The sequence below is a fragment of the Pseudomonas sp. THAF187a genome, from assembly GCF_009363395.1.
Lineage (GTDB): Bacteria > Pseudomonadota > Gammaproteobacteria > Pseudomonadales > Pseudomonadaceae > Aquipseudomonas > Aquipseudomonas khazarica.
In genome coordinates, this window is sequence record NZ_CP045349.1 from 4,445,340 (window position 1) to 4,461,756 (window position 16,417).

Annotated in this window: 17 protein-coding genes and 1 pseudogene; 7 read left to right on the forward strand and 11 right to left on the reverse strand. The window is 57.8% G+C overall.

All coding sequences use genetic code 11. The annotated features are described in order from the left end of the window. Window positions 1–145 precede the first annotated feature (145 nt). The 5 genes from FIV02_RS20690 to FIV02_RS20710 form a co-directional block, all read right to left on the reverse strand. Complete coding sequence (locus FIV02_RS20690) at window positions 146–2,509, reverse strand: heavy metal translocating P-type ATPase (protein WP_172979187.1); 2,364 nt, start codon at window positions 2,507–2,509, stop codon at window positions 146–148. A gap of 5 nt (window positions 2,510–2,514) precedes the next feature. Then, the gene (locus tag FIV02_RS20695) at window positions 2,515–2,763 is read right to left on the reverse strand and encodes a DUF2933 domain-containing protein (RefSeq protein ID WP_003246761.1); all 249 of its coding nucleotides are present in this window, start codon (window positions 2,761–2,763) and stop codon (window positions 2,515–2,517) included. A 79-nt stretch (window positions 2,764–2,842) separates the two neighbouring features. After that, entirely contained in the window at window positions 2,843–3,376 is a 534-nt protein-coding gene (locus FIV02_RS20700) for a plastocyanin/azurin family copper-binding protein (protein ID WP_003246762.1), read from the reverse strand. Between the two features lie 147 nt (window positions 3,377–3,523). Beyond that, complete coding sequence (locus FIV02_RS20705) at window positions 3,524–4,081, reverse strand: plastocyanin/azurin family copper-binding protein (RefSeq protein ID WP_003139550.1); 558 nt, start codon at window positions 4,079–4,081, stop codon at window positions 3,524–3,526. Window positions 4,082–4,247: 166 nt separating this feature from the next. Next, window positions 4,248–4,607 carry a co-regulatory protein PtrA N-terminal domain-containing protein gene (locus FIV02_RS20710; protein ID WP_003246763.1) on the reverse strand — a complete coding sequence of 120 codons (360 nt, stop codon included), beginning with the start codon at window positions 4,605–4,607 and terminating at the stop codon, window positions 4,248–4,250. A gap of 206 nt (window positions 4,608–4,813) precedes the next feature. Here FIV02_RS20710 and FIV02_RS20715 point away from each other — a divergent pair, with 206 nt between their 5' ends. Continuing rightward, complete coding sequence (locus tag FIV02_RS20715; RefSeq protein WP_004374688.1) at window positions 4,814–5,491, forward strand: heavy metal response regulator transcription factor; 678 nt, start codon at window positions 4,814–4,816, stop codon at window positions 5,489–5,491. A 2-nt stretch (window positions 5,492–5,493) separates the two neighbouring features. Beyond that, the gene (locus tag FIV02_RS20720) at window positions 5,494–6,870 is read left to right on the forward strand and encodes a heavy metal sensor histidine kinase (protein ID WP_012018612.1); all 1,377 of its coding nucleotides are present in this window, start codon (window positions 5,494–5,496) and stop codon (window positions 6,868–6,870) included. A gap of 131 nt (window positions 6,871–7,001) precedes the next feature. Here the strand turns inward: FIV02_RS20720 and FIV02_RS20725 are convergent. Beyond that, a pseudogene (locus FIV02_RS20725) lies at window positions 7,002–7,355 on the reverse strand (type IIL restriction-modification enzyme MmeI); the annotation flags it as partial. A 196-nt stretch (window positions 7,356–7,551) separates the two neighbouring features. On the opposite strand from FIV02_RS20725, the gene FIV02_RS25060 reads away from it, so the two are divergent. Further along, the gene (locus FIV02_RS25060) at window positions 7,552–7,623 is read left to right on the forward strand and encodes a DUF4113 domain-containing protein (protein ID WP_232961653.1); all 72 of its coding nucleotides are present in this window, start codon (window positions 7,552–7,554) and stop codon (window positions 7,621–7,623) included. 3 nt (window positions 7,624–7,626) lie between these two features. Here FIV02_RS25060 and FIV02_RS20735 read toward each other — a convergent pair whose 3' ends face one another. The 3 genes from FIV02_RS20735 to FIV02_RS20745 form a co-directional block, all read right to left on the reverse strand. Then, entirely contained in the window at window positions 7,627–8,352 is a 726-nt protein-coding gene (locus FIV02_RS20735; protein WP_034019520.1) for an inovirus Gp2 family protein, read from the reverse strand. A 477-nt stretch (window positions 8,353–8,829) separates the two neighbouring features. Further along, complete coding sequence (locus tag FIV02_RS20740; RefSeq protein ID WP_034019465.1) at window positions 8,830–9,060, reverse strand: AlpA family transcriptional regulator; 231 nt, start codon at window positions 9,058–9,060, stop codon at window positions 8,830–8,832. A gap of 69 nt (window positions 9,061–9,129) precedes the next feature. Beyond that, on the reverse strand, window positions 9,130–10,434 hold the full coding sequence (locus FIV02_RS20745) for a hypothetical protein (RefSeq protein WP_034019463.1): 1,305 nt from the start codon (window positions 10,432–10,434) through the stop codon (window positions 9,130–9,132). A gap of 234 nt (window positions 10,435–10,668) precedes the next feature. On the opposite strand from FIV02_RS20745, the gene FIV02_RS20750 reads away from it, so the two are divergent. Further along, window positions 10,669–11,343 (forward strand): hypothetical protein, encoded by a 675-nt coding sequence (locus FIV02_RS20750; RefSeq protein WP_034019461.1) that lies wholly within the window; start codon window positions 10,669–10,671, stop codon window positions 11,341–11,343. A 335-nt stretch (window positions 11,344–11,678) separates the two neighbouring features. Here the strand turns inward: FIV02_RS20750 and FIV02_RS20755 are convergent, their stop codons facing one another. Continuing rightward, window positions 11,679–12,131 carry a cupin domain-containing protein gene (locus FIV02_RS20755; RefSeq protein WP_152489673.1) on the reverse strand — a complete coding sequence of 151 codons (453 nt, stop codon included), beginning with the start codon at window positions 12,129–12,131 and terminating at the stop codon, window positions 11,679–11,681. A gap of 206 nt (window positions 12,132–12,337) precedes the next feature. Continuing rightward, the gene (locus FIV02_RS20760) at window positions 12,338–13,114 is read right to left on the reverse strand and encodes an SDR family NAD(P)-dependent oxidoreductase (protein WP_152489674.1); all 777 of its coding nucleotides are present in this window, start codon (window positions 13,112–13,114) and stop codon (window positions 12,338–12,340) included. 227 nt (window positions 13,115–13,341) lie between these two features. On the opposite strand from FIV02_RS20760, the gene FIV02_RS20765 reads away from it, so the two are divergent. From FIV02_RS20765 to FIV02_RS20775, 3 genes are all read left to right on the forward strand, one after another. Next, window positions 13,342–13,917, forward strand: coding sequence for a LuxR C-terminal-related transcriptional regulator (locus tag FIV02_RS20765; protein WP_152489675.1), 576 nt, complete (start codon window positions 13,342–13,344; stop codon window positions 13,915–13,917). Between the two features lie 368 nt (window positions 13,918–14,285). Then, on the forward strand, window positions 14,286–15,917 hold the full coding sequence (locus FIV02_RS20770) for a methyl-accepting chemotaxis protein (RefSeq protein WP_152489676.1): 1,632 nt from the start codon (window positions 14,286–14,288) through the stop codon (window positions 15,915–15,917). Between the two features lie 2 nt (window positions 15,918–15,919). Continuing rightward, a complete protein-coding gene (locus FIV02_RS20775) occupies window positions 15,920–16,414 on the forward strand; it encodes a chemotaxis protein CheW (RefSeq protein WP_152489677.1) in 495 nt (164 codons plus the stop codon). Window positions 16,415–16,417: the final 3 nt, after the last annotated feature.

The following is a 16,417-nucleotide window of genomic DNA, read 5'->3' on the forward strand; positions in this document are numbered from 1 at the left end:
AGTCTCCTACCCGCAGCGGCAACAGTCCATCGAACGTCACCTCGTCACTATGTGTTGCGACAGATAGGTCGGACCGGAAACTACCGTACGGCATTTTCCGGTCAGATGCGCTTCTGAATAATCACCTGGTCGGTGGTATGGAAGCCTATCCGATGTCCGTTGATTTCAACCTCAGAGCATTGAAGACCACCGACGCCGAGCTGACACTCATCGCCAGCGCAGCAATCAAGGGCGACAGAAGATGCCCCGTCAGCGGGTACAGCAGCCCCGCTGCTAGCGGGATTCCCATCGCGTTGTAGAGGAACGCAAAGGCGAGGTTCTGCCTCATGTTTTTCACGGTTGCCACTGACAGGGTGCGCGCTCGCAGGATGCCCATCAGATCTCCCTTGACCAGCGTCACTTGGGCGCTGTTCATCGCCACATCGGTACCGGTGCCCATGGCGATACCTACGTCAGACCTGGCCAGGGCGGGCGCATCGTTGATGCCGTCACCCGCCATGGCGACACGACGGCCATAGCCCTGCAAATCGGCGACCAGTTTCTCCTTATCCTGCGGTTTGACCTCACCATGCACTTCCTCGATTCCGAGCTGCTTCGCCACGGCTCTTGCTGTGGTGAGGCCATCACCAGTGGCCATGATGACCTTTACGTCTTCGCTTTGAAGCTTGGAGACAGCCTGTTGAGAAGTAGGCTTGATCGGATCGGAAACGGCCAGGAGTCCCGCCAGGCGACCATCAACGGCCAAATAGATGATGCTGATGCCTTCCAGACGCAGTTGCTCGGCGCGATTGCGCAGCGGGGTAATATCGACGCCCGCCTCGTCCATCAGTGCGGTGTTGCCGAGCTGCAGCTGATGGTCATCGACCTGGCCGCGCACACCAATACCCGAGCCAGATTCGAAAGTGTCCGGTTTGACCAGTGCAATGCCCTGACCGCGCGCATGATCGACGATGGCATGAGCCAGCGGGTGCTCACTACCCTGGTCGAGACTAGCAGCCAGGCGCAGCACTTCATTGGAGTCGTAACCGCCTGTCCCTTCCGCACTATGAAATACGGGACGCCCCTCAGTCAGGGTTCCAGTCTTGTCGACGATGAGCGTGTCGATCTTGCATAGATTTTCGATGGCGCTGGCATCGCGGAACAACACACCGCTGCTAGCGGCCTTGCCAGTCGCAACCATGACGGACATCGGGGTTGCCAGACCCAGAGCGCAGGGACACGCAATGATCAGCACCGCCACCGCATTGATCAGGCCAAATACCCAGCCTGATTCCGGCCCTAATAGCCCCCAGCCGAAGAAGGTCAGAATCGCGATCAGGATCACCCCGACCACGAAATACCCTGCCACCGCATCAGCCATACGCTGCATGGGGGCCTTGGAACGTTGGGCTCTGGCCACCATCTGAACGATCTGCGACAGCATGGTCTCGGCACCGACCTTCTGCGCCTCCATCACCAGGCTGCCGTGGGTGTTCAGGGTGGCACCGATAAGGGCATCCCCTACCCGCTTGGTCACGGGTAACGGTTCTCCGGTAAGCATCGACTCGTCGACGGCGCTCTCCCCCTCTAGAACCGTACCGTCCACCGGGACTTTCTCTCCCGGCCGGACACGTAGGTGGTCGCCCTGATGGACATGTGTCAGCGGAATATCTTCTTCCTGGCCATCGGGCTTGATGCGACGCGCAGTCTTTGGTGCCAGCCTCAGCAGTGACTTGATGGCTGCCGAAGTCTGCGAGCGGGCCTTGAGTTCGAGCATTTGGCCCAACAGCGTGAGTGAGATAATCACCGCGGCTGCTTCAAAATAGACGCCGATACGTCCGTCCTGGGCAAAAGCCGCCGGAAACCACTGCGGAACCAAGGTAGCGGCCACGCTGTAGAGGTAGGCAGCGGCCGTTCCCAAACCGATCAGGGTCCACATGTTGGGGCTGCGGTGGCGGATGGAGTCAATGCCGCGGGTGAAGAATACCCAGCCACCCCATAGCGTCACGGGCGTCGCCAGAGCCAGCTCGACCCAGTTCTGGGTCGTGCCATGAAACAGTTGCAAGGAATGGCCGGCCATCGCCAATACGGTCACGATGACGGTCAACGGTAGGGTCCACCAGAACCGCAGCGAGAAGTCCTTCAGCTCTGGATTTTCCTCCTCTTCCAGCTCCGGGATGACAGGTTCCAGCGTCATCCCGCAGATCGGGCAGTTTCCGGGAGCCGGTTGACGGATTTCTGGATGCATCGGGCAGGTGTATTCAGCACCTACAGGTGTCGATGTGGGTGCTGGAGTCGCGTGCTGGTGATGCTCCCCATGAGACTGATGGCTCATGTACTGATGAGGATCTGCTTGGAATTTCTCTAGGCACTTCGCACTGCAGAAATGATAGGCCTTCCCTTCAAAGCTCCCGCGATAAGGGCCATCAGGTTTGACCTCCATGCCACACACCGGGTCGCGCTGGCTCTCGGAGTGGGCGTGCGAGTTATGTGAATGATCCTGGTCATGATGGCAGGAGGTCTTTTGCATGCGATCTATGTCCTTTCTTCGTCCTTGGAAACAGCGGTGCTGCTGGAGTGGGAGTGCCCGCCGTGATTGTGGCCAAACAGATGCATCAGCGGGCATAGCAGCAGGATGAGGTACGGCAGGGCCTGCGAAAGATGACCGTAATGCTCACGCGCTACATAGAAGATGCCGATTACGGCCAGCATGATCAGCGCAATGCCAATCTTGCTCTTCCAAAAAGGCGGCTCAGTGGTACTGGTGTGATGGGTATGGTCCATGACAATAGCCTCGTTTCAATGGCGGCCGGATCACTATAGGTGTCTCAGACTGGACGGAGTTGGCGAGTATCAATAAACGTCAGCGTACGGTCACCTTACCGACCATTCCCGACTGATAATGTCCTGGAATATTGCAGGCGAACTCCAGTTCGGTGGCGGCGGAGAAGGTCCAGATCAACTCTTCGCGTGCTCCAGGTTCGACAAGAACACTGTTGGGGTCATCGTGTTCCATACCGACCATCTTCATGCCGCCCATGGCATGGCCCATATTGCTCATGTCATGTGCACCTGTAGGGGACAGCGTGCCGTTCTGAAACATCGCGGCCATCTCTTTCTGGTGCGCGGCATGGGATGCCGCTTTGCCAAGATTGAATTCGTGTAGCAGTGCACCGTCATTTTTCAGGACGAAGCGAACTGTCTCGCCTGCTTTGATCTCCATTGCTTTGGGTTCGAAGAAGATGTCCCCCATCCGGACTTCGATGGTGCGATCTACTGCCTGACCGTCTCCCGGTTGCCCAATACTGTCTTTCTTGTGGCCCGGGCTGGCCAGCGCATTGGCAGCACTGAGCAGCAAGCCAAGGGTGGTGATTATGAAAGCGGGTCTGAGTTTCATGGTGTGCCTCTGAGGTGTTGAGGAGGGATGAGTCCCGATGCTAATGAGGTGCAGCTGGCGGTACGCTGACGTGAAAACTACATCGCAGTAAGGTTCGTCAGATCGGTGCTACCCAGCTCGCGGCCAACGGGTAGCACCGATGCCGGACTAACGCAGAGCAAACTCACCGACCATCCCCGCCTGGTAATGCCCAGGCAATGTACAGGCGAAGCTCAAACTGCCCGCCTTAGGGAAGGTCCACACGAACTCTTTGGTTGTGCCGGGCTCGACGAGAACCGCGTTCGGGTCGTCATGCTTGGCTTTGATGACTTCCGGATAGCCTGGAGGGTTGGAGTCTCCCATGCCATAACGCTCATGCCAGACAATGCGCTCGGCCATGCCGGTCGGGGTCAGTGTGCCGTCCTTGAACAAGGACGCCATCTTGCGCTGGTGCTCCAGCTGGGACGCTGCCTGCCCGATGTTGAACTCGTGCATCAACGCGCCCTCGTTCTTCAGAACGAAGCGCACGGTTTCACCTGGCTTCACATCGATCGTTTTCTGGCTGTAGTTGATGTCGTCCATCTTTACCAAGATGGTACGAGTCGCTGGCGTCGCCTGGGCCTGCTGCCCAATGCCATTGCTACTGCCGCCGACCTCGGCAAATGCCGGAAAGGTGGTGCTGATGAACAGAGTGCTGATCAGCAGTTTAAGGGGTAAGCGTTTCATGGTGAGACCTCGAGATGGGTGCTGGAAATCTCATGCTATTCCCCGCTTGCTGCCAGGCCGCTGACCCCAAAACTACAATTGCGTCAGCTGGGAAAAAGCACGGCGCCATAAAGGCGCCGCTAGGCCAAAGGAGCAATCACGGAAGGCCTGGAAGATGGGAAAATCCTTATCGATGGCACTCTTTGTCGGCCATCATTAGCTTGTGCTCGCGGATCATTTGAGCCAGCACGTCGTCTACCAGCTTGTCATGCTTTTCCATCCAGGCCAGATGCTCTTCGGCAGACATGTTTGGCGCGGGATGTTCGTTGTGCAGCTGGCTCATGATGTCTTCGAGCATGTTCATATGCTCCTTCATGTGCACATGCCGCTCGCCGACCGGGGCCTTCTCCGCCTGGATCAGCACGGCTTCTGCTTTGTCGCGCATCTGCTGGATGCGCTCGAATACACGGTCGCTGCCCCCTTCGGCCCAAGCCATGGAAGACAGCAGTAGCGAACCAACCAGAAGCAAAGGTTTCAGCGATTTCATGGGCAGTCTCCATCAGTGCAAACTATGGCCGGCACCTCTGCTTTTGGTCTGTCGAGGGCCGAGAGCACAACCTAGTACTCATGCTTGCACCCTAGACAAGCCACCCTGTCAGTGAGCTGAAGTCAGAATTACATTTTCGTAAGCTTCTGGTTGGGGCCGCGGTTTGCCTGCAAACTCAGGCCACCCGACTTTTGGAGTCTGCACACATGAAACTACTGGTAGCTGAAGACGAACCCAAAACCGGTACGTACCTCCAGCAAGGTCTCACCGAGGCTGGGTTCAATGTCGACCGGGTTATGACCGGTACAGATGCCCTTCAGCATGCACTTAGCGAAGCCTATGACCTGCTAATTCTGGATGTAATGATGCCTGGGCTGGACGGTTGGGAAGTGCTGCGCATGTTGCGCGCAGCAGGAAAAGACGTCCCCGTACTGTTCTTGACGGCACGCGATGGTGTGGAAGACCGCGTAAAAGGGTTGGAGCTGGGTGCGGACGACTACCTGATCAAGCCATTTGCTTTCTCAGAGCTTCTGGCCAGGGTCAGAACGCTGTTGCGCAGAGGTAATGGTTCGCCGACGCAGACCACCATGAAAATTGCCGATCTGGAAGTCGATCTGATGAAGCGGCGTGCGATCCGTGGCGGGAAAAGAATTGACCTGACCGCGAAGGAGTTTTCACTGCTGGAACTGCTACTGCGCCGGCGCGGCGAGGTGCTCCCGAAGTCGCTGATTGCCTCTCAGGTTTGGGACATGAATTTCGACAGCGACACCAATGTCATTGAGGTTGCGGTACGCCGGCTACGCGCAAAAATCGATGACGATTTCGATCTCAAGCTGATTCATACCGCCCGCGGCATGGGATACATGATGGATGCTCCGGAGTGAATATGAAGCACCTTTCGCTGACCGCACGCATGAGCCTGATGTTCATGTCCGCGGTAATTGCAGTCCTGACGGTAGCAGGGCTGAGTTTCAATATGCTCAGCCAGCACCACTTCAAGATGCTGGATCGGCAGGCCCTGGTGGAGAAACTCGAATCCGCCAAACATATCCTCAACAATGCTCGCGGTGAAGCGAGCCTTTCGGAAGAATTACCGCAGTTGCGAGCTTTGCTGGGAGCCCATCAGGATCTGGCCGCCACTATCCTGGCCAGTGACGGTTCTGTACTGTTTTCCGACCCCAGAGCAGTCGAAGTACCTGAGCGTTTCAGACGTGCAAATGAGCAGAGCATGTGGGAGTGGCAGAACGGCCAACACATGTACCGTGGCATGACGGAGCAAATCTCGGTAGCCGATCAGGCTGAGCCGCTCACTGCGTTGCTGATTCTTGACGTCACCAATCACACACACTTTTTCGACACGCTGCAACGATGGTTTTGGATTGGATTGGTCATCAGCGCCCTGTTCAGTGCCGCACTCGGCTGGGTGGTTGCTCGCAGCGGCCTTAGGCCTCTGCGGCAAGTCACTCATGTGGCCTCCGGGATGTCCGCTCGCTCGTTACAGGAGCGAATCCCTCTCGAACCAGTGCCGCGGGAACTTCAGCAACTGGTTCTCTCCTTCAATGCGATGTTGGCTCGGCTAGAGGATGCCTTCGTTAGGCTCTCCAATTTTTCGGCCGACATTGCCCACGAGCTACGAACTCCAGTCAGCAATCTGATGACCCACACCGAGGTCGTGCTGAGTAAAAAACGCGATATCAATGCCTATGAGGAGAATCTGTACTCCAACCTGGAGGACTTGAAGCGCATGTCTCGGATGATTGATGACATGCTGTTCTTGGCCAAGGCTGATAATGGCCTGATCATCCCCGAGCAGGCCAGGATCGAACTGGCTGACGTAGTCTTCAAGCTGTTTGACTACTACCACCTTCTGGCCGAAGAGCGCGGCATTGAGCTATCGCTCACAGGCAAAGGCCAAGTGCTGGGAGATCGGCTGATGCTTGATCGCGCGCTATCCAACTTGCTGTCCAATGCGCTGCGCTACACGCCGGCGGGACAGACAATTTCGGTTCTGATCCGCGAGACAGAGGACTCCACTACCTTCAGTATCGAGAACCCAGGGGACACAATCAGCTCAGAGCATCTAGAGAAGCTCTTCGACCGTTTTTACCGGGTTGACCCCGCTCGGCGGGAGGGCAGCCCGAGCAACGCCGGGCTCGGGCTTGCAATCACCCGATCCATCATTGAGGCTCACAAAGGCCGCATCTGGTGCACCTCAGCGGCTAGCCTCACGGGCTTTCACATCGAATTGCCCCATCCCAGATAATGCCGGTCTGGCGGTAAGTAGGCTACAGCTAACCGCTAGCCCAACTTGACAGGGTGGGTGCAGGTGCAACTCGACTGAGCGCAGATTGCATTCGCCATCCAGATAGGTAACGAGCGGTGAGCTGACACAAGAGGAAACTGCGGGTAGTCGCAGGCGACCGTCTCGCCGCTTTCCAGCTCCTCAGCTTCCAGCGTCTCGCCATCGGTAGCGAGCACATATTTAGCCTTGGCACGGGCCGTCGCGGGGCTGGCCTTCAGTGCCGCCAGGGTTTCGGTGACCTTGCCTGGCTCACACACAGCCAAATGGATATTGCTGGTCTGCAGTACGCCGCCCAGATCGGACTTATTGGTTGCACCCGAACGCAGGCGCTTGAGGGTGGTTTCCTTGTTACCGAAAGCCTGCAGGAAGGCATAAGGGAACTCGACCCGGTCTAACGGCTGGCTGGCCAGGTCGGTGATGGCTTGTTCGATTTCTACGGCGTTCATATAGGGCTGTTCCGATCACTGCTGCCAAGGCGGCACAGGGGGCCTTTAGGCCCACCATCCATGCAAAGTGCATGGATGATAAAGGAACGAGCATTGGCATGTGAAAATGATCCTGTGCCCCATGGAAGCTATCAAAAACTGCTGAGGACGTGGAACGCTGCAGCCAGGACGCATCGCCAAGCCAGTCGAGTGGGCTATGCGAAGAAAACTGCTATCCCCCGCCTACACCACTCGCTGGTCTGAGTTAATGGTCGCAAAGGCGAACTAGCCACTACCCTCGACTGGTACCGAATCCTCGCTGACGATCCCCGTAGGACTTGGTCGCTTTCTTACACAGGTAGCTGGCCCGGTGGAACAGATCCGGTAGCTCATCAACAAGAACCTTGTGTTCTGACCATGCAACCTTCCGCATACGGGGATGCCGATCTATCCGATACGTTGGATTGTCGGGGATATGTACCAGCCCGTCGACCTCATGCTTCGACAACCGCAGTGCACTGGCCCATGACTCTTCTATCCGGCTGATCATGTTGACCCTCTCTGAGCGCAGCAGCCCCAGGGTGTAATAGGCATCGCGGTTCAACAGGATCAGCAGGTGATAATGCTGCCGGCCTGCCTGACCTATTTCTCTCGACCAGACGTACCGTACTTTGCAGCCACGCGAATAGCCACGATCAGCCACTCGTTCCTGGTGGTACTGGATCTTCTTCGTAAACGATTCGAAGAATCGGCTGATGACCTGGTTCGTATAGGCGTAGTCAGGTAGCAGGACGCCTTGAGGCAAGTGGAGGTCAACTCTGAAGGCTAAGACCCTCGGATACTCAGCTAATGCCAGGTCTATGGTGCGCTTGAGATCGGACAGGTGCTCACGAATGAAAGGCCCCTTGTCACGCATCAAGCGGAAGCCCTCAAAGGTGTCGTCGTAGTGAAGATGCAGATTGGTATTGGCTGGATGACGAAGCGGGTAGCGTTGGATGGTGTCGGTATCGTTGAGCATGGTTATGACCTCTCGTTGGTGGAGTTTCATAACCTTTTGTCTACTGTGTACTTTTTAACCGCTACCTTGCTCGCCTGATCCGTTGGTTGGTCTCTCTGGACACGCTGTAGTGTTGGCCTCTCAGATGGTGGATCAGTGTCCGACTCCCTGTGTAGGTCAGTGAAGGTTGCTACTCGGTTAGGCGTGAACCCTTCGGGGGGTAATAGCTAGTAAAAGCATAATACCCGCACCGCAATTTCCTTCGCCGAGCTGCTCGGGCAAAGCCACCTCAATCGTCCCGCCATAGCGGCAATTTTTGCCGAGTTCGGATTTCGGAAATAAATCAAGCTGAAGAGGCCTGAGCCAGATATCGAAGAGGCTGTCGGGGCGGCGGGAGCGACACCGCCACGACTTGCCATGCGAGGCCGCACAGCCAGTGACTGAACGACGGCATAAGCGCCATGACCAGCCGAAGCTGATCATGGCGCAGGAGCGGTTCTAGCCGGCCATACTCAGGTGGCCAATCGGGCGCGTAGCAGCACCCTCAGCCTGGTCACGCTCCTCAATCCTGGCCAGGATCCAGTCGTGCACCTCGCTATCGACCCAGCCGACGCATCGGTCGCCCAACGATACCGGTTTCGGGAAGGTGCCTTCCGAGATGTACTTGTACAGGGTCGACCTAGACAGGCCAGTAGCAGTGATCACGTCTTGTAAGCGGAAAATTCGCATCAGCAGGGCTCCTCTGTATGTCCCAGAGGATCTGCGAGGGCCGTATAAAATGACCTGCCTGTTGCTCGCCTAGGGGGCCCTGGTCAAAAGCCTTACGTCATAGCGAAGGGCCGAGTCCAGCGCATCCTCACGGACATACGAGTCAACCCTCCCACCGCGTACGTCCCATACCCAAAGGCATATGTTGTTATCTCTCGGTGCGGGATGAACAACCAGCGACACAATGCTGAGGCCATCCTTTCTCACCGGAGCTGGAATGAGCCGAACCAGGTGGGGCTTGTATCCTGGCCAGACTTTCATACGGCGCAACCCCTTGTGGATGCTTTCCGCCCACCGGCAAGCCTCGGCCTGGAAACTTTCCCTCAAGCCTCCCCAACCAGCGTACGCAGTCCGATCAGAATTAACGGTCAACGGACCGCCCAGCTCTTCAGCAATCCTTTTGGAAATTTCCGCTTTCGCATCACCCAGGTCGCATTCTGGATCTGACCAAATAGCCGTCAGCAGATACGACGTATGGCTTGCCAGCTTGTGATAGAGCAGATCCAGCACATAAGGCTTTTGTCCTTGCTTTGGCTTCAGCGCATTTAGCGCCTCTGTCGTCGGCATTGCCGCGCCGAGTATGTCGTATCTGCCCGGCCCATGCGTTACGTATACCACTACCCCCCGTTCCCTCTGTCTCAAACGAAGCTGCGGGTGATCCAGGTTTAGGTAGTAGATGCTCGTTACCTTTGAGCCAACGAAGACCCCATGCGACAACCCCGGCATATAGCTCCTAACGAACCCCAAGCTCAAAAGACGCTTCAATTGATGCTTGATCGATAAGGTGTCGAGACCAGTCATAGCCCTGAGCCTAGGCCCTCCAAGCCCGGCCACTACACCGCACTCGTCAGCCTCACTGAGAAGGGCCGCTAATAAAACCCGGGTAGCAGCCCCCAACCGCCCCTTGGCACCAGGAGCTGCAGGCCGACCGTCTTTGCGTGTCGCAGTACGGGGTGGCTTTTCCTCATGCCCTGTCGATGCCGTCGTTTCACCGTCCCTAACTGCGTGAATCTCCGGTTCAAGAAAAAGACGAAGCATCAGCTCGCGATGAGTGAATTCTGGGTCTGCCTTGACGAGCACTCTAAGCAAGTTTTCTGAGGCTACGTAGCTGACATCAGGACGCCCAACCCTGCCGTCCTGCTTGCACTTCTTCAGAAGCCCAGCCCTGACCAGCTCTTGCGAAGCATCCCAGACAAACCTTTCCGTCAGACAGAGTTGCTTCGCTACAGGCTTGATTTTGTAAGGCACGTCCAGACTGACGTCATTCCGACAAACAAAAGCCTGCAAAAAAAACCGTGCCTCTGCATCTGCTTCTATATCTGATAGAGCTATCATGGCCGTAAAAATCTTAATCCAAAAATAGAAATTGAGATTTTATACCCTATTTTATCAGAACAGTTAATTCAGTTAACAAGACCGTTAACGATGCATTTAACATGCTAATTAACAAATCAGTTAACACCTCATAATTCACATCAGCTAACACATCAGTTATCTTTTCTGTTAACAGGCTTGGCATAGCGAGCGCCCACGGCATGGTGGTGGAGCTCAGTAAGAGGAGAGAGGTGGATGGCGAGGACTGAAGGCAAGCCGAGCTGGCTCAATGAGGATGATCATGAAGAGTGGCAGTGGGCCGCGAACTATCTGTCCAAACACTGCCCTGATCGACTCAAGGACAAGCTCAGCCTGATGGCCGCGACGATTTTCAGCTCGCTTGTCAGATCGATCCATGCCCTAGAAAAAGAGGCCGAAGGCGTAAAGCTCATTCAGCGACTGAGAAATGCCATCCGGCAACGGCGCTATCGAGCGACAGAGGGTGGCCGGCAGACGTGCTCCTTCACCCTCCCCAAAGCAACCAAGGCAAAGCTCAAGACCTTGGCAAAAAGACACAAAATTACTGAAACAGGCGTGATTGAAAGCCTGATCGAGGTAGCCTCTAAACAGGTTTCCATTAACAAAGAGGAAGCCAGGCACGAATCTCAGGCAATGAAAGCCATACGCAACGCACGCAAGCTTGAACAAGAGTTAGCCAAGATCCGCATTGATGAAACCTGGAAGCAGCTGCGCCATTGCATAAAACAGCTTGCGCAGTGGGAGGCCTACCTAAAGGAAACACTCCCTGCGCTATCCCCCGAGGAAGAAGCCGCTGCAACGCCTCTTGCAGAGGAACACCTGCGTGTAATCCAAGAGGCCATCGACGCCGCCGTATTCAAGCATAGAGAGATGAGCCCAAGAGCCATCTGAAATCATCGCCCCAGGGCAGCGACCCACCAGAGTGTGGGTCAAAGTGTGGGTCAAAGTAATTTATAAATATAAAATCTTATAAAATCAATGAGATACAACAATAATACACCGGCCACAAGCCGGCTTTTTTATTGCCTGGAACAATCCGACCGGGCCGCTGCCCCCTGGTGAGGTGTCTGTTGAGCAGGCAACGCAGCGCCTTTACCCCGGGCTGGAGCGAGCGCTCACCCGCGCGGCTGTTCGATCAGGACTACAGCCCCGGCGACGTAGCCTGTTTACCAGGGCCTGATGCACTGCGACTGAAACGGCCCTGATTCTGGAGGCTGCGCAGAGGACTAGAAATCTGCTGGCAAGTGGGCTGGCCGCTCGCAGGCAACCGTCTCCATCTTTGCCGGCACCGACATTTCGAACAGTTCCAGGTCAGGCGAGATGGCGGTTTCGTTGTGCTTGAGGCCTGGCGGGATGTACAGCGACTCGCCCGTCTCCACCCGGATCGTGCGCCCATCCTCAAATTGAAGTTCGATCCAGCCGCGCAGGGCATAGACAAAGTGCACGTCGCAGATGTGGTAGTGCCACCCTGTCTGCTCCATCACATCGGTAGCGCAAGTGACCTGGGCCCTTGCAAAACCTCCAGTGGCATCGGTCAGTCCCAGATCGCGGTACTTGAAGAATGCACGGCGTCCGGCAACCATCGCAGCATGCTCTGGAGTCACGTAGGTCAGTTTTCCAGCAAGTTCGTCAACGGACGCCGGTAGCTCCAGCGCCACGTCCAATTGGGTCTGTGCCATAACCTTCCTTACTTTCTCAATGATCAATCATGCGAGATCGAGTCCACCCTCTCCCCAGCCTTCAGGCCAGGTTGATGACTCACTCATTCCAGGTCCTGCATGCTTGCTTCGGCGCAGATCAAGCCGCCCCGACAGCCCCGTACGTCCAAGGAAGTACTGCCAAGGCATTCAACGCAGCTCGTCCCGAACCTGTCCTGGCGGCGCACCTACTTCAACGTCCCCGTCTTGCCGACACCGCTGGCGAGGTACCCTCCATCGACAGGCAAGTACGCACCGTTGATGTATGCAGCGCCATCAGAGAGAAGAAACAGAATTGTCGCCGTCATATCATCCAGTGCGCCAAGACGGCGGGCCGGAATCATTGACGTGTACGCCTCGACGGTCTCCGCCGTGTAACTCGCCTCGGTCATCGGCGTTACAACGGGGCCAGGGGCAATTGCATTAGCCGTGATGCCATGCGGCCCGAGCTCCATCGAGAGCTGCTTGGTCAGTCCGACCATCGCGGCCTTGGATGTACCGTAAGCCGTGCGGCCAATGCCGGCGCGCACTGCGCTGACCGATGCCACGTTGACGATACGACCATATCCGGCCTTGACCATGCTTCGTCCTGCGCGCTGGGCACACAGGAAGGTGCCGGTCACGTTCACCGCCATTACCTTGTTGAAAAGATCGACCGGATAGTCGATGAATGCATGAATACCCAGGATGCCGGCGCTGTTCAGCAACAGATGGGTCGTACTGCCGTACCAGTGTTCGGCAGCGTTGAAGGCCGAATCGACGGAGCTCGCATCCGACACATCGACCGGCACCGCCATCGCACTACCACCTTGGTCCTGAATCGACCTGGCCACTCGAGTAGCGTTTTCGATATTCACGTCGGCTACGACAACGCGAGCACCTCGAGCCGCAAGTGCAACCACCGCGGCTTCGCCAATTCCCGATCCGCCGCCAGTGACAAAGGCCGCCTTGTTCTCGAACCTCATGTCGCATACCTCACTTCTTATTGATGGGTTTTCAACGACAGCGCTTGGCAGCACTTTCTTTTCGACAGGTCATCAGGGCACGGCAATCGCACCTGTCTCCTGTCCACCCGTTATCGCCCAGCTTGCCGCAGCGCCATCAGCCGCTGCCATTCGTGCAACTACGTATAGGGATTGGTAGCCTGCGAGGAAATACTTCCTGGATCAGTTCATCTGCACGGTGAAAGGCCATGACGACCCCGACGCCTCGACAACTGCAGGACCTTGAGCGTCTGGCATTTCAGGTTTCGCCCGCACCTCAGATGATTACCGGGGATCGCTACATTCTTGAACTCAACGATGCCTTTGCAGCCCTGTTCGGGTACAGGCGCGAGGAAATGATAGGTGAGCTTCTGCTGAAGCTTTACCCATCGAGAGCGGACTATCAGGCCATCGGAGCTCGCAGCCTGAACTGGCTGCGGCACGCCGAGAACGGTGCCTATTCGGATGAGCGCTTCATGCAGCACCGCAGTGGCGAGGTTTTCTGGGCACGCGCCAGAGGCTACACATTGACGCCGGAGGATCCTTTCCACCTGATGGTCTGGCACTTCGAGCGCATCGACCAGGTCGTTCGTCCAACCGTCAACCTGACACCGAGAGAGCGTGAAATAGCGGCTCATATCGTCAACGGCCTCACCTGCAAAGAGATCGGGCGCAGGCTCGATATCTCGCACCGGACTGTCGAGGTGCATCGGGGTCGGCTGATGAAGAAACTGGCGGCAAAGAACAGCGCCGAGCTGGTCTCAAAGATCATCGTCCTGAAGTAGATTCCCCGCCCACCCGAGCGAAACCCGAGGCCGATCCACAATCTCGACAGCCCCTTCTGGCCCCGTCCGTCGAACGCGGCCCTCAAGGCGCCATGGGCAAAAAAGAGATCCCCGGTGACGTGACGACAAAGAACTCGCAACGCTGGCTTTATCCTCAACCCGTGGCAGAAGCAACGCCCGGACCAGACTCCTGAAAATCAGGCACTTATAATTCAGCAGCTCATGCGAGCCGAAAACCCGCCAGCACGCGTATGCTCATTGCCTTTCGCTCCTGGCCGACAGTGCGAATTCGCTTCCCTCGGACAAACCGGCCATGCGCCGATATGCTCTAATCGATCACCACACCTGACCCGCCAGGCCCAATGGACATGATGAACCTGACCGTACGCAATCGAATCATTGGCAGCTTCCTGCTGATCATCGCCATTCTGGCCCTGCTGGCAGGCGTCTCGTATATGCGCCTGGCGCAGATCGAGAAAGGCACGCAGAGCATGCTCGATGACTCCGTTCCGGGTGCCTACTACATCAACAAGACGCAGAACGAGTGGGCGCGGCACATGCTGGAAACCCGCCGCACCCTGGTCGACCTGGTGACACGCTCGAATTCGACGGTAATGACCGCCCACCAGGAGGAGTTCGCCAGAATCGAAAGCAGCCTGGTGGAGCTGCTCAAGCAGTACCAGCAGACGGTGCGCATGGCCAGCGACCGCGCCCTCATCGAACGCTTCGAGCAGCAGGCCCAGCAGTACCTGCGCCAGCATGTGCAGTTGCGGGAAATGCTGCAACAGGCCACGCCACAGGAGGCCAGCCAGTTCAGCATCCAGAACGTATTCCCGGCCTGGGACCAGGCGCAGCAGGTGCTCGACGAGCTGGTCGAGAACAATCGCGTGCAGTCTGACCACGCCGCGCGCTCGATCCGCGATGAAGTGCTCGGCCTGAAGATCGACCTGCTGCTGGCCGTGCTGCTGGCGATCATCGCCTCGGCAGTCTGTGGCTGGTTGCTGGTGCGCGCCATCACCCGCCCGGTCGACCTGATCGTCAACGGCCTGAAGGCGCTGGAAAGCGGCGACCTGTCGATGAAGCTGGAGCTGCATCGACGCGACGAGTTCAACGCCATCGAGCTGGGTTTCAACAGCATGGTGGGCGAGCTGAAGACCCTGGTCGGCAGCGCCCAGCGCTCGGCGGTGCAGATGACCACCTCGGTCACCGAGATCGCCGCCACCTCGCGTCAGCAGCAGGCAACCGCCACCGAGACCGCCGCCACCACCACCGAGATCGGCGCCACCTCACGCGAGATCGCCGCCACCTCGCGCGACCTGGTGCGGACCATGGGCGAGGTGTCCGACAACGCGGAGCAGACCTCGATCCTCGCCGGCACCGGCCAGCTGGGCCTGGCGCGCATGGAGGAAATCATGCACCAGGTGATGGGCGCGGCCGACGTGGTCAACGGCAAGCTGTCGATCCTCAACGAGAAGGCCGGCAACATCACCCAGGTGGTCACCACCATCGTCAAGGTGGCCGACCAGACCAACCTGCTCTCGCTGAATGCCGCCATCGAAGCGGAGAAGGCCGGCGAGTACGGCAAGGGCTTCGCCGTGGTGGCCATCGAGGTGCGCCGCCTGGCGGACCAGACGGCAGTGGCCACCTATGACATTGAGCAGATGGTGCGCGAGATCCAGTCCGCCGTCTCGGCCGGGGTCATGGGCATGGACAAGTTCTCCGAGGAAGTACGCCGTGGCATCGGCGAGATGACCCAGATGGGTGATCAGCTCAGCCAGATCATCCAGCAGGTCCAGGCCCTGGCACCACGCATCCAGATGGTCAACGAAGGCATGCAGGCGCAGTCCACCGGGGCCGAGCAGATCAACCAGGCGCTGGTGCAGCTCAGCGAGGCCAGCAGCCAGACCGTCGACTCGCTGCGCCAGGCCGGTGCCGCCATCGACGAGCTCAACCAGGTGGCCAACAACCTGCGTGTTGGCGTCAGTCGCTTCAAGGTCTGAACATGCCGGTTTCCAGCAAGGCCCAGGCCGGCGAACTGCACCTGCAGTTCCAGCTCGGCGACGACCGCTATGCCCTCCCGGCGCAGGAGGTGGTCGAAGTGCTGCCGCTGCGGCGCCTGAAGCAGGTGCCCGAGGCGCCGGCCTGGGTGGCCGGGGTGTTCGAGCATCGCGGCCGGGTCACCCCGGTGATCGACCTCAGTCGCCGGGTGCTGGGCCGCCCCGCCCAGCCCCGCAGCAGCACGCGCGTAGTGCTGGTGCGCTTCGATCCGCAGCTGGGTGAGCGCTCCCCGGTGCTCGGGCTGATACTGGAGCAGGCCACCGATACCCTGCGCCTGCCGGCCGAGGCCTTCAAGGCCAGCGGCCTGGAAGCCAGCCAGCCCGGTTACCTGGGCCCGCTGCAACGCGACGCCCGCGGCATGATCCAGCGCATCGAAGTCGGCGGCCTGCTCGACGACGAGATGCGCGCCCTGCTGTTCCAGCCGCCGGCACAGGGCTGACGC

Excerpts from the sequence above, each read along its gene's own strand:
- FIV02_RS20700 (WP_003246762.1), bottom strand. The coding sequence starts at position 3,376 with ATGAAACTCAGACCCGCTTTCATAATCACCACCCTTGGCTTGCTGCTC.
- FIV02_RS20760 (WP_152489674.1), bottom strand. The coding sequence starts at position 13,114 with ATGAGGTTCGAGAACAAGGCGGCCTTTGTCACTGGCGGCGGATCGGGA.
- FIV02_RS20720 (WP_012018612.1), top strand. The coding sequence starts at position 5,494 with ATGAAGCACCTTTCGCTGACCGCACGCATGAGCCTGATGTTCATGTCC.
- FIV02_RS20705 (WP_003139550.1), bottom strand. The coding sequence starts at position 4,081 with ATGAAACGCTTACCCCTTAAACTGCTGATCAGCACTCTGTTCATCAGC.
- FIV02_RS20750 (WP_034019461.1), top strand. The coding sequence starts at position 10,669 with ATGGCGAGGACTGAAGGCAAGCCGAGCTGGCTCAATGAGGATGATCAT.
- FIV02_RS20765 (WP_152489675.1), top strand. The coding sequence starts at position 13,342 with ATGACGACCCCGACGCCTCGACAACTGCAGGACCTTGAGCGTCTGGCA.
- FIV02_RS20745 (WP_034019463.1), bottom strand. The coding sequence starts at position 10,434 with ATGATAGCTCTATCAGATATAGAAGCAGATGCAGAGGCACGGTTTTTT.
- FIV02_RS20735 (WP_034019520.1), bottom strand. The coding sequence starts at position 8,352 with ATGCTCAACGATACCGACACCATCCAACGCTACCCGCTTCGTCATCCA.
- FIV02_RS20770 (WP_152489676.1), top strand. The coding sequence starts at position 14,286 with ATGATGAACCTGACCGTACGCAATCGAATCATTGGCAGCTTCCTGCTG.
- FIV02_RS20740 (WP_034019465.1), bottom strand. The coding sequence starts at position 9,060 with ATGCGAATTTTCCGCTTACAAGACGTGATCACTGCTACTGGCCTGTCT.
- FIV02_RS20695 (WP_003246761.1), bottom strand. The coding sequence starts at position 2,763 with ATGGACCATACCCATCACACCAGTACCACTGAGCCGCCTTTTTGGAAG.
- FIV02_RS20755 (WP_152489673.1), bottom strand. The coding sequence starts at position 12,131 with ATGGCACAGACCCAATTGGACGTGGCGCTGGAGCTACCGGCGTCCGTT.
- FIV02_RS20710 (WP_003246763.1), bottom strand. The coding sequence starts at position 4,607 with ATGAAATCGCTGAAACCTTTGCTTCTGGTTGGTTCGCTACTGCTGTCT.
- FIV02_RS20775 (WP_152489677.1), top strand. The coding sequence starts at position 15,920 with ATGCCGGTTTCCAGCAAGGCCCAGGCCGGCGAACTGCACCTGCAGTTC.
- FIV02_RS20715 (WP_004374688.1), top strand. The coding sequence starts at position 4,814 with ATGAAACTACTGGTAGCTGAAGACGAACCCAAAACCGGTACGTACCTC.
- FIV02_RS20690 (WP_172979187.1), bottom strand. The coding sequence starts at position 2,509 with ATGCAAAAGACCTCCTGCCATCATGACCAGGATCATTCACATAACTCG.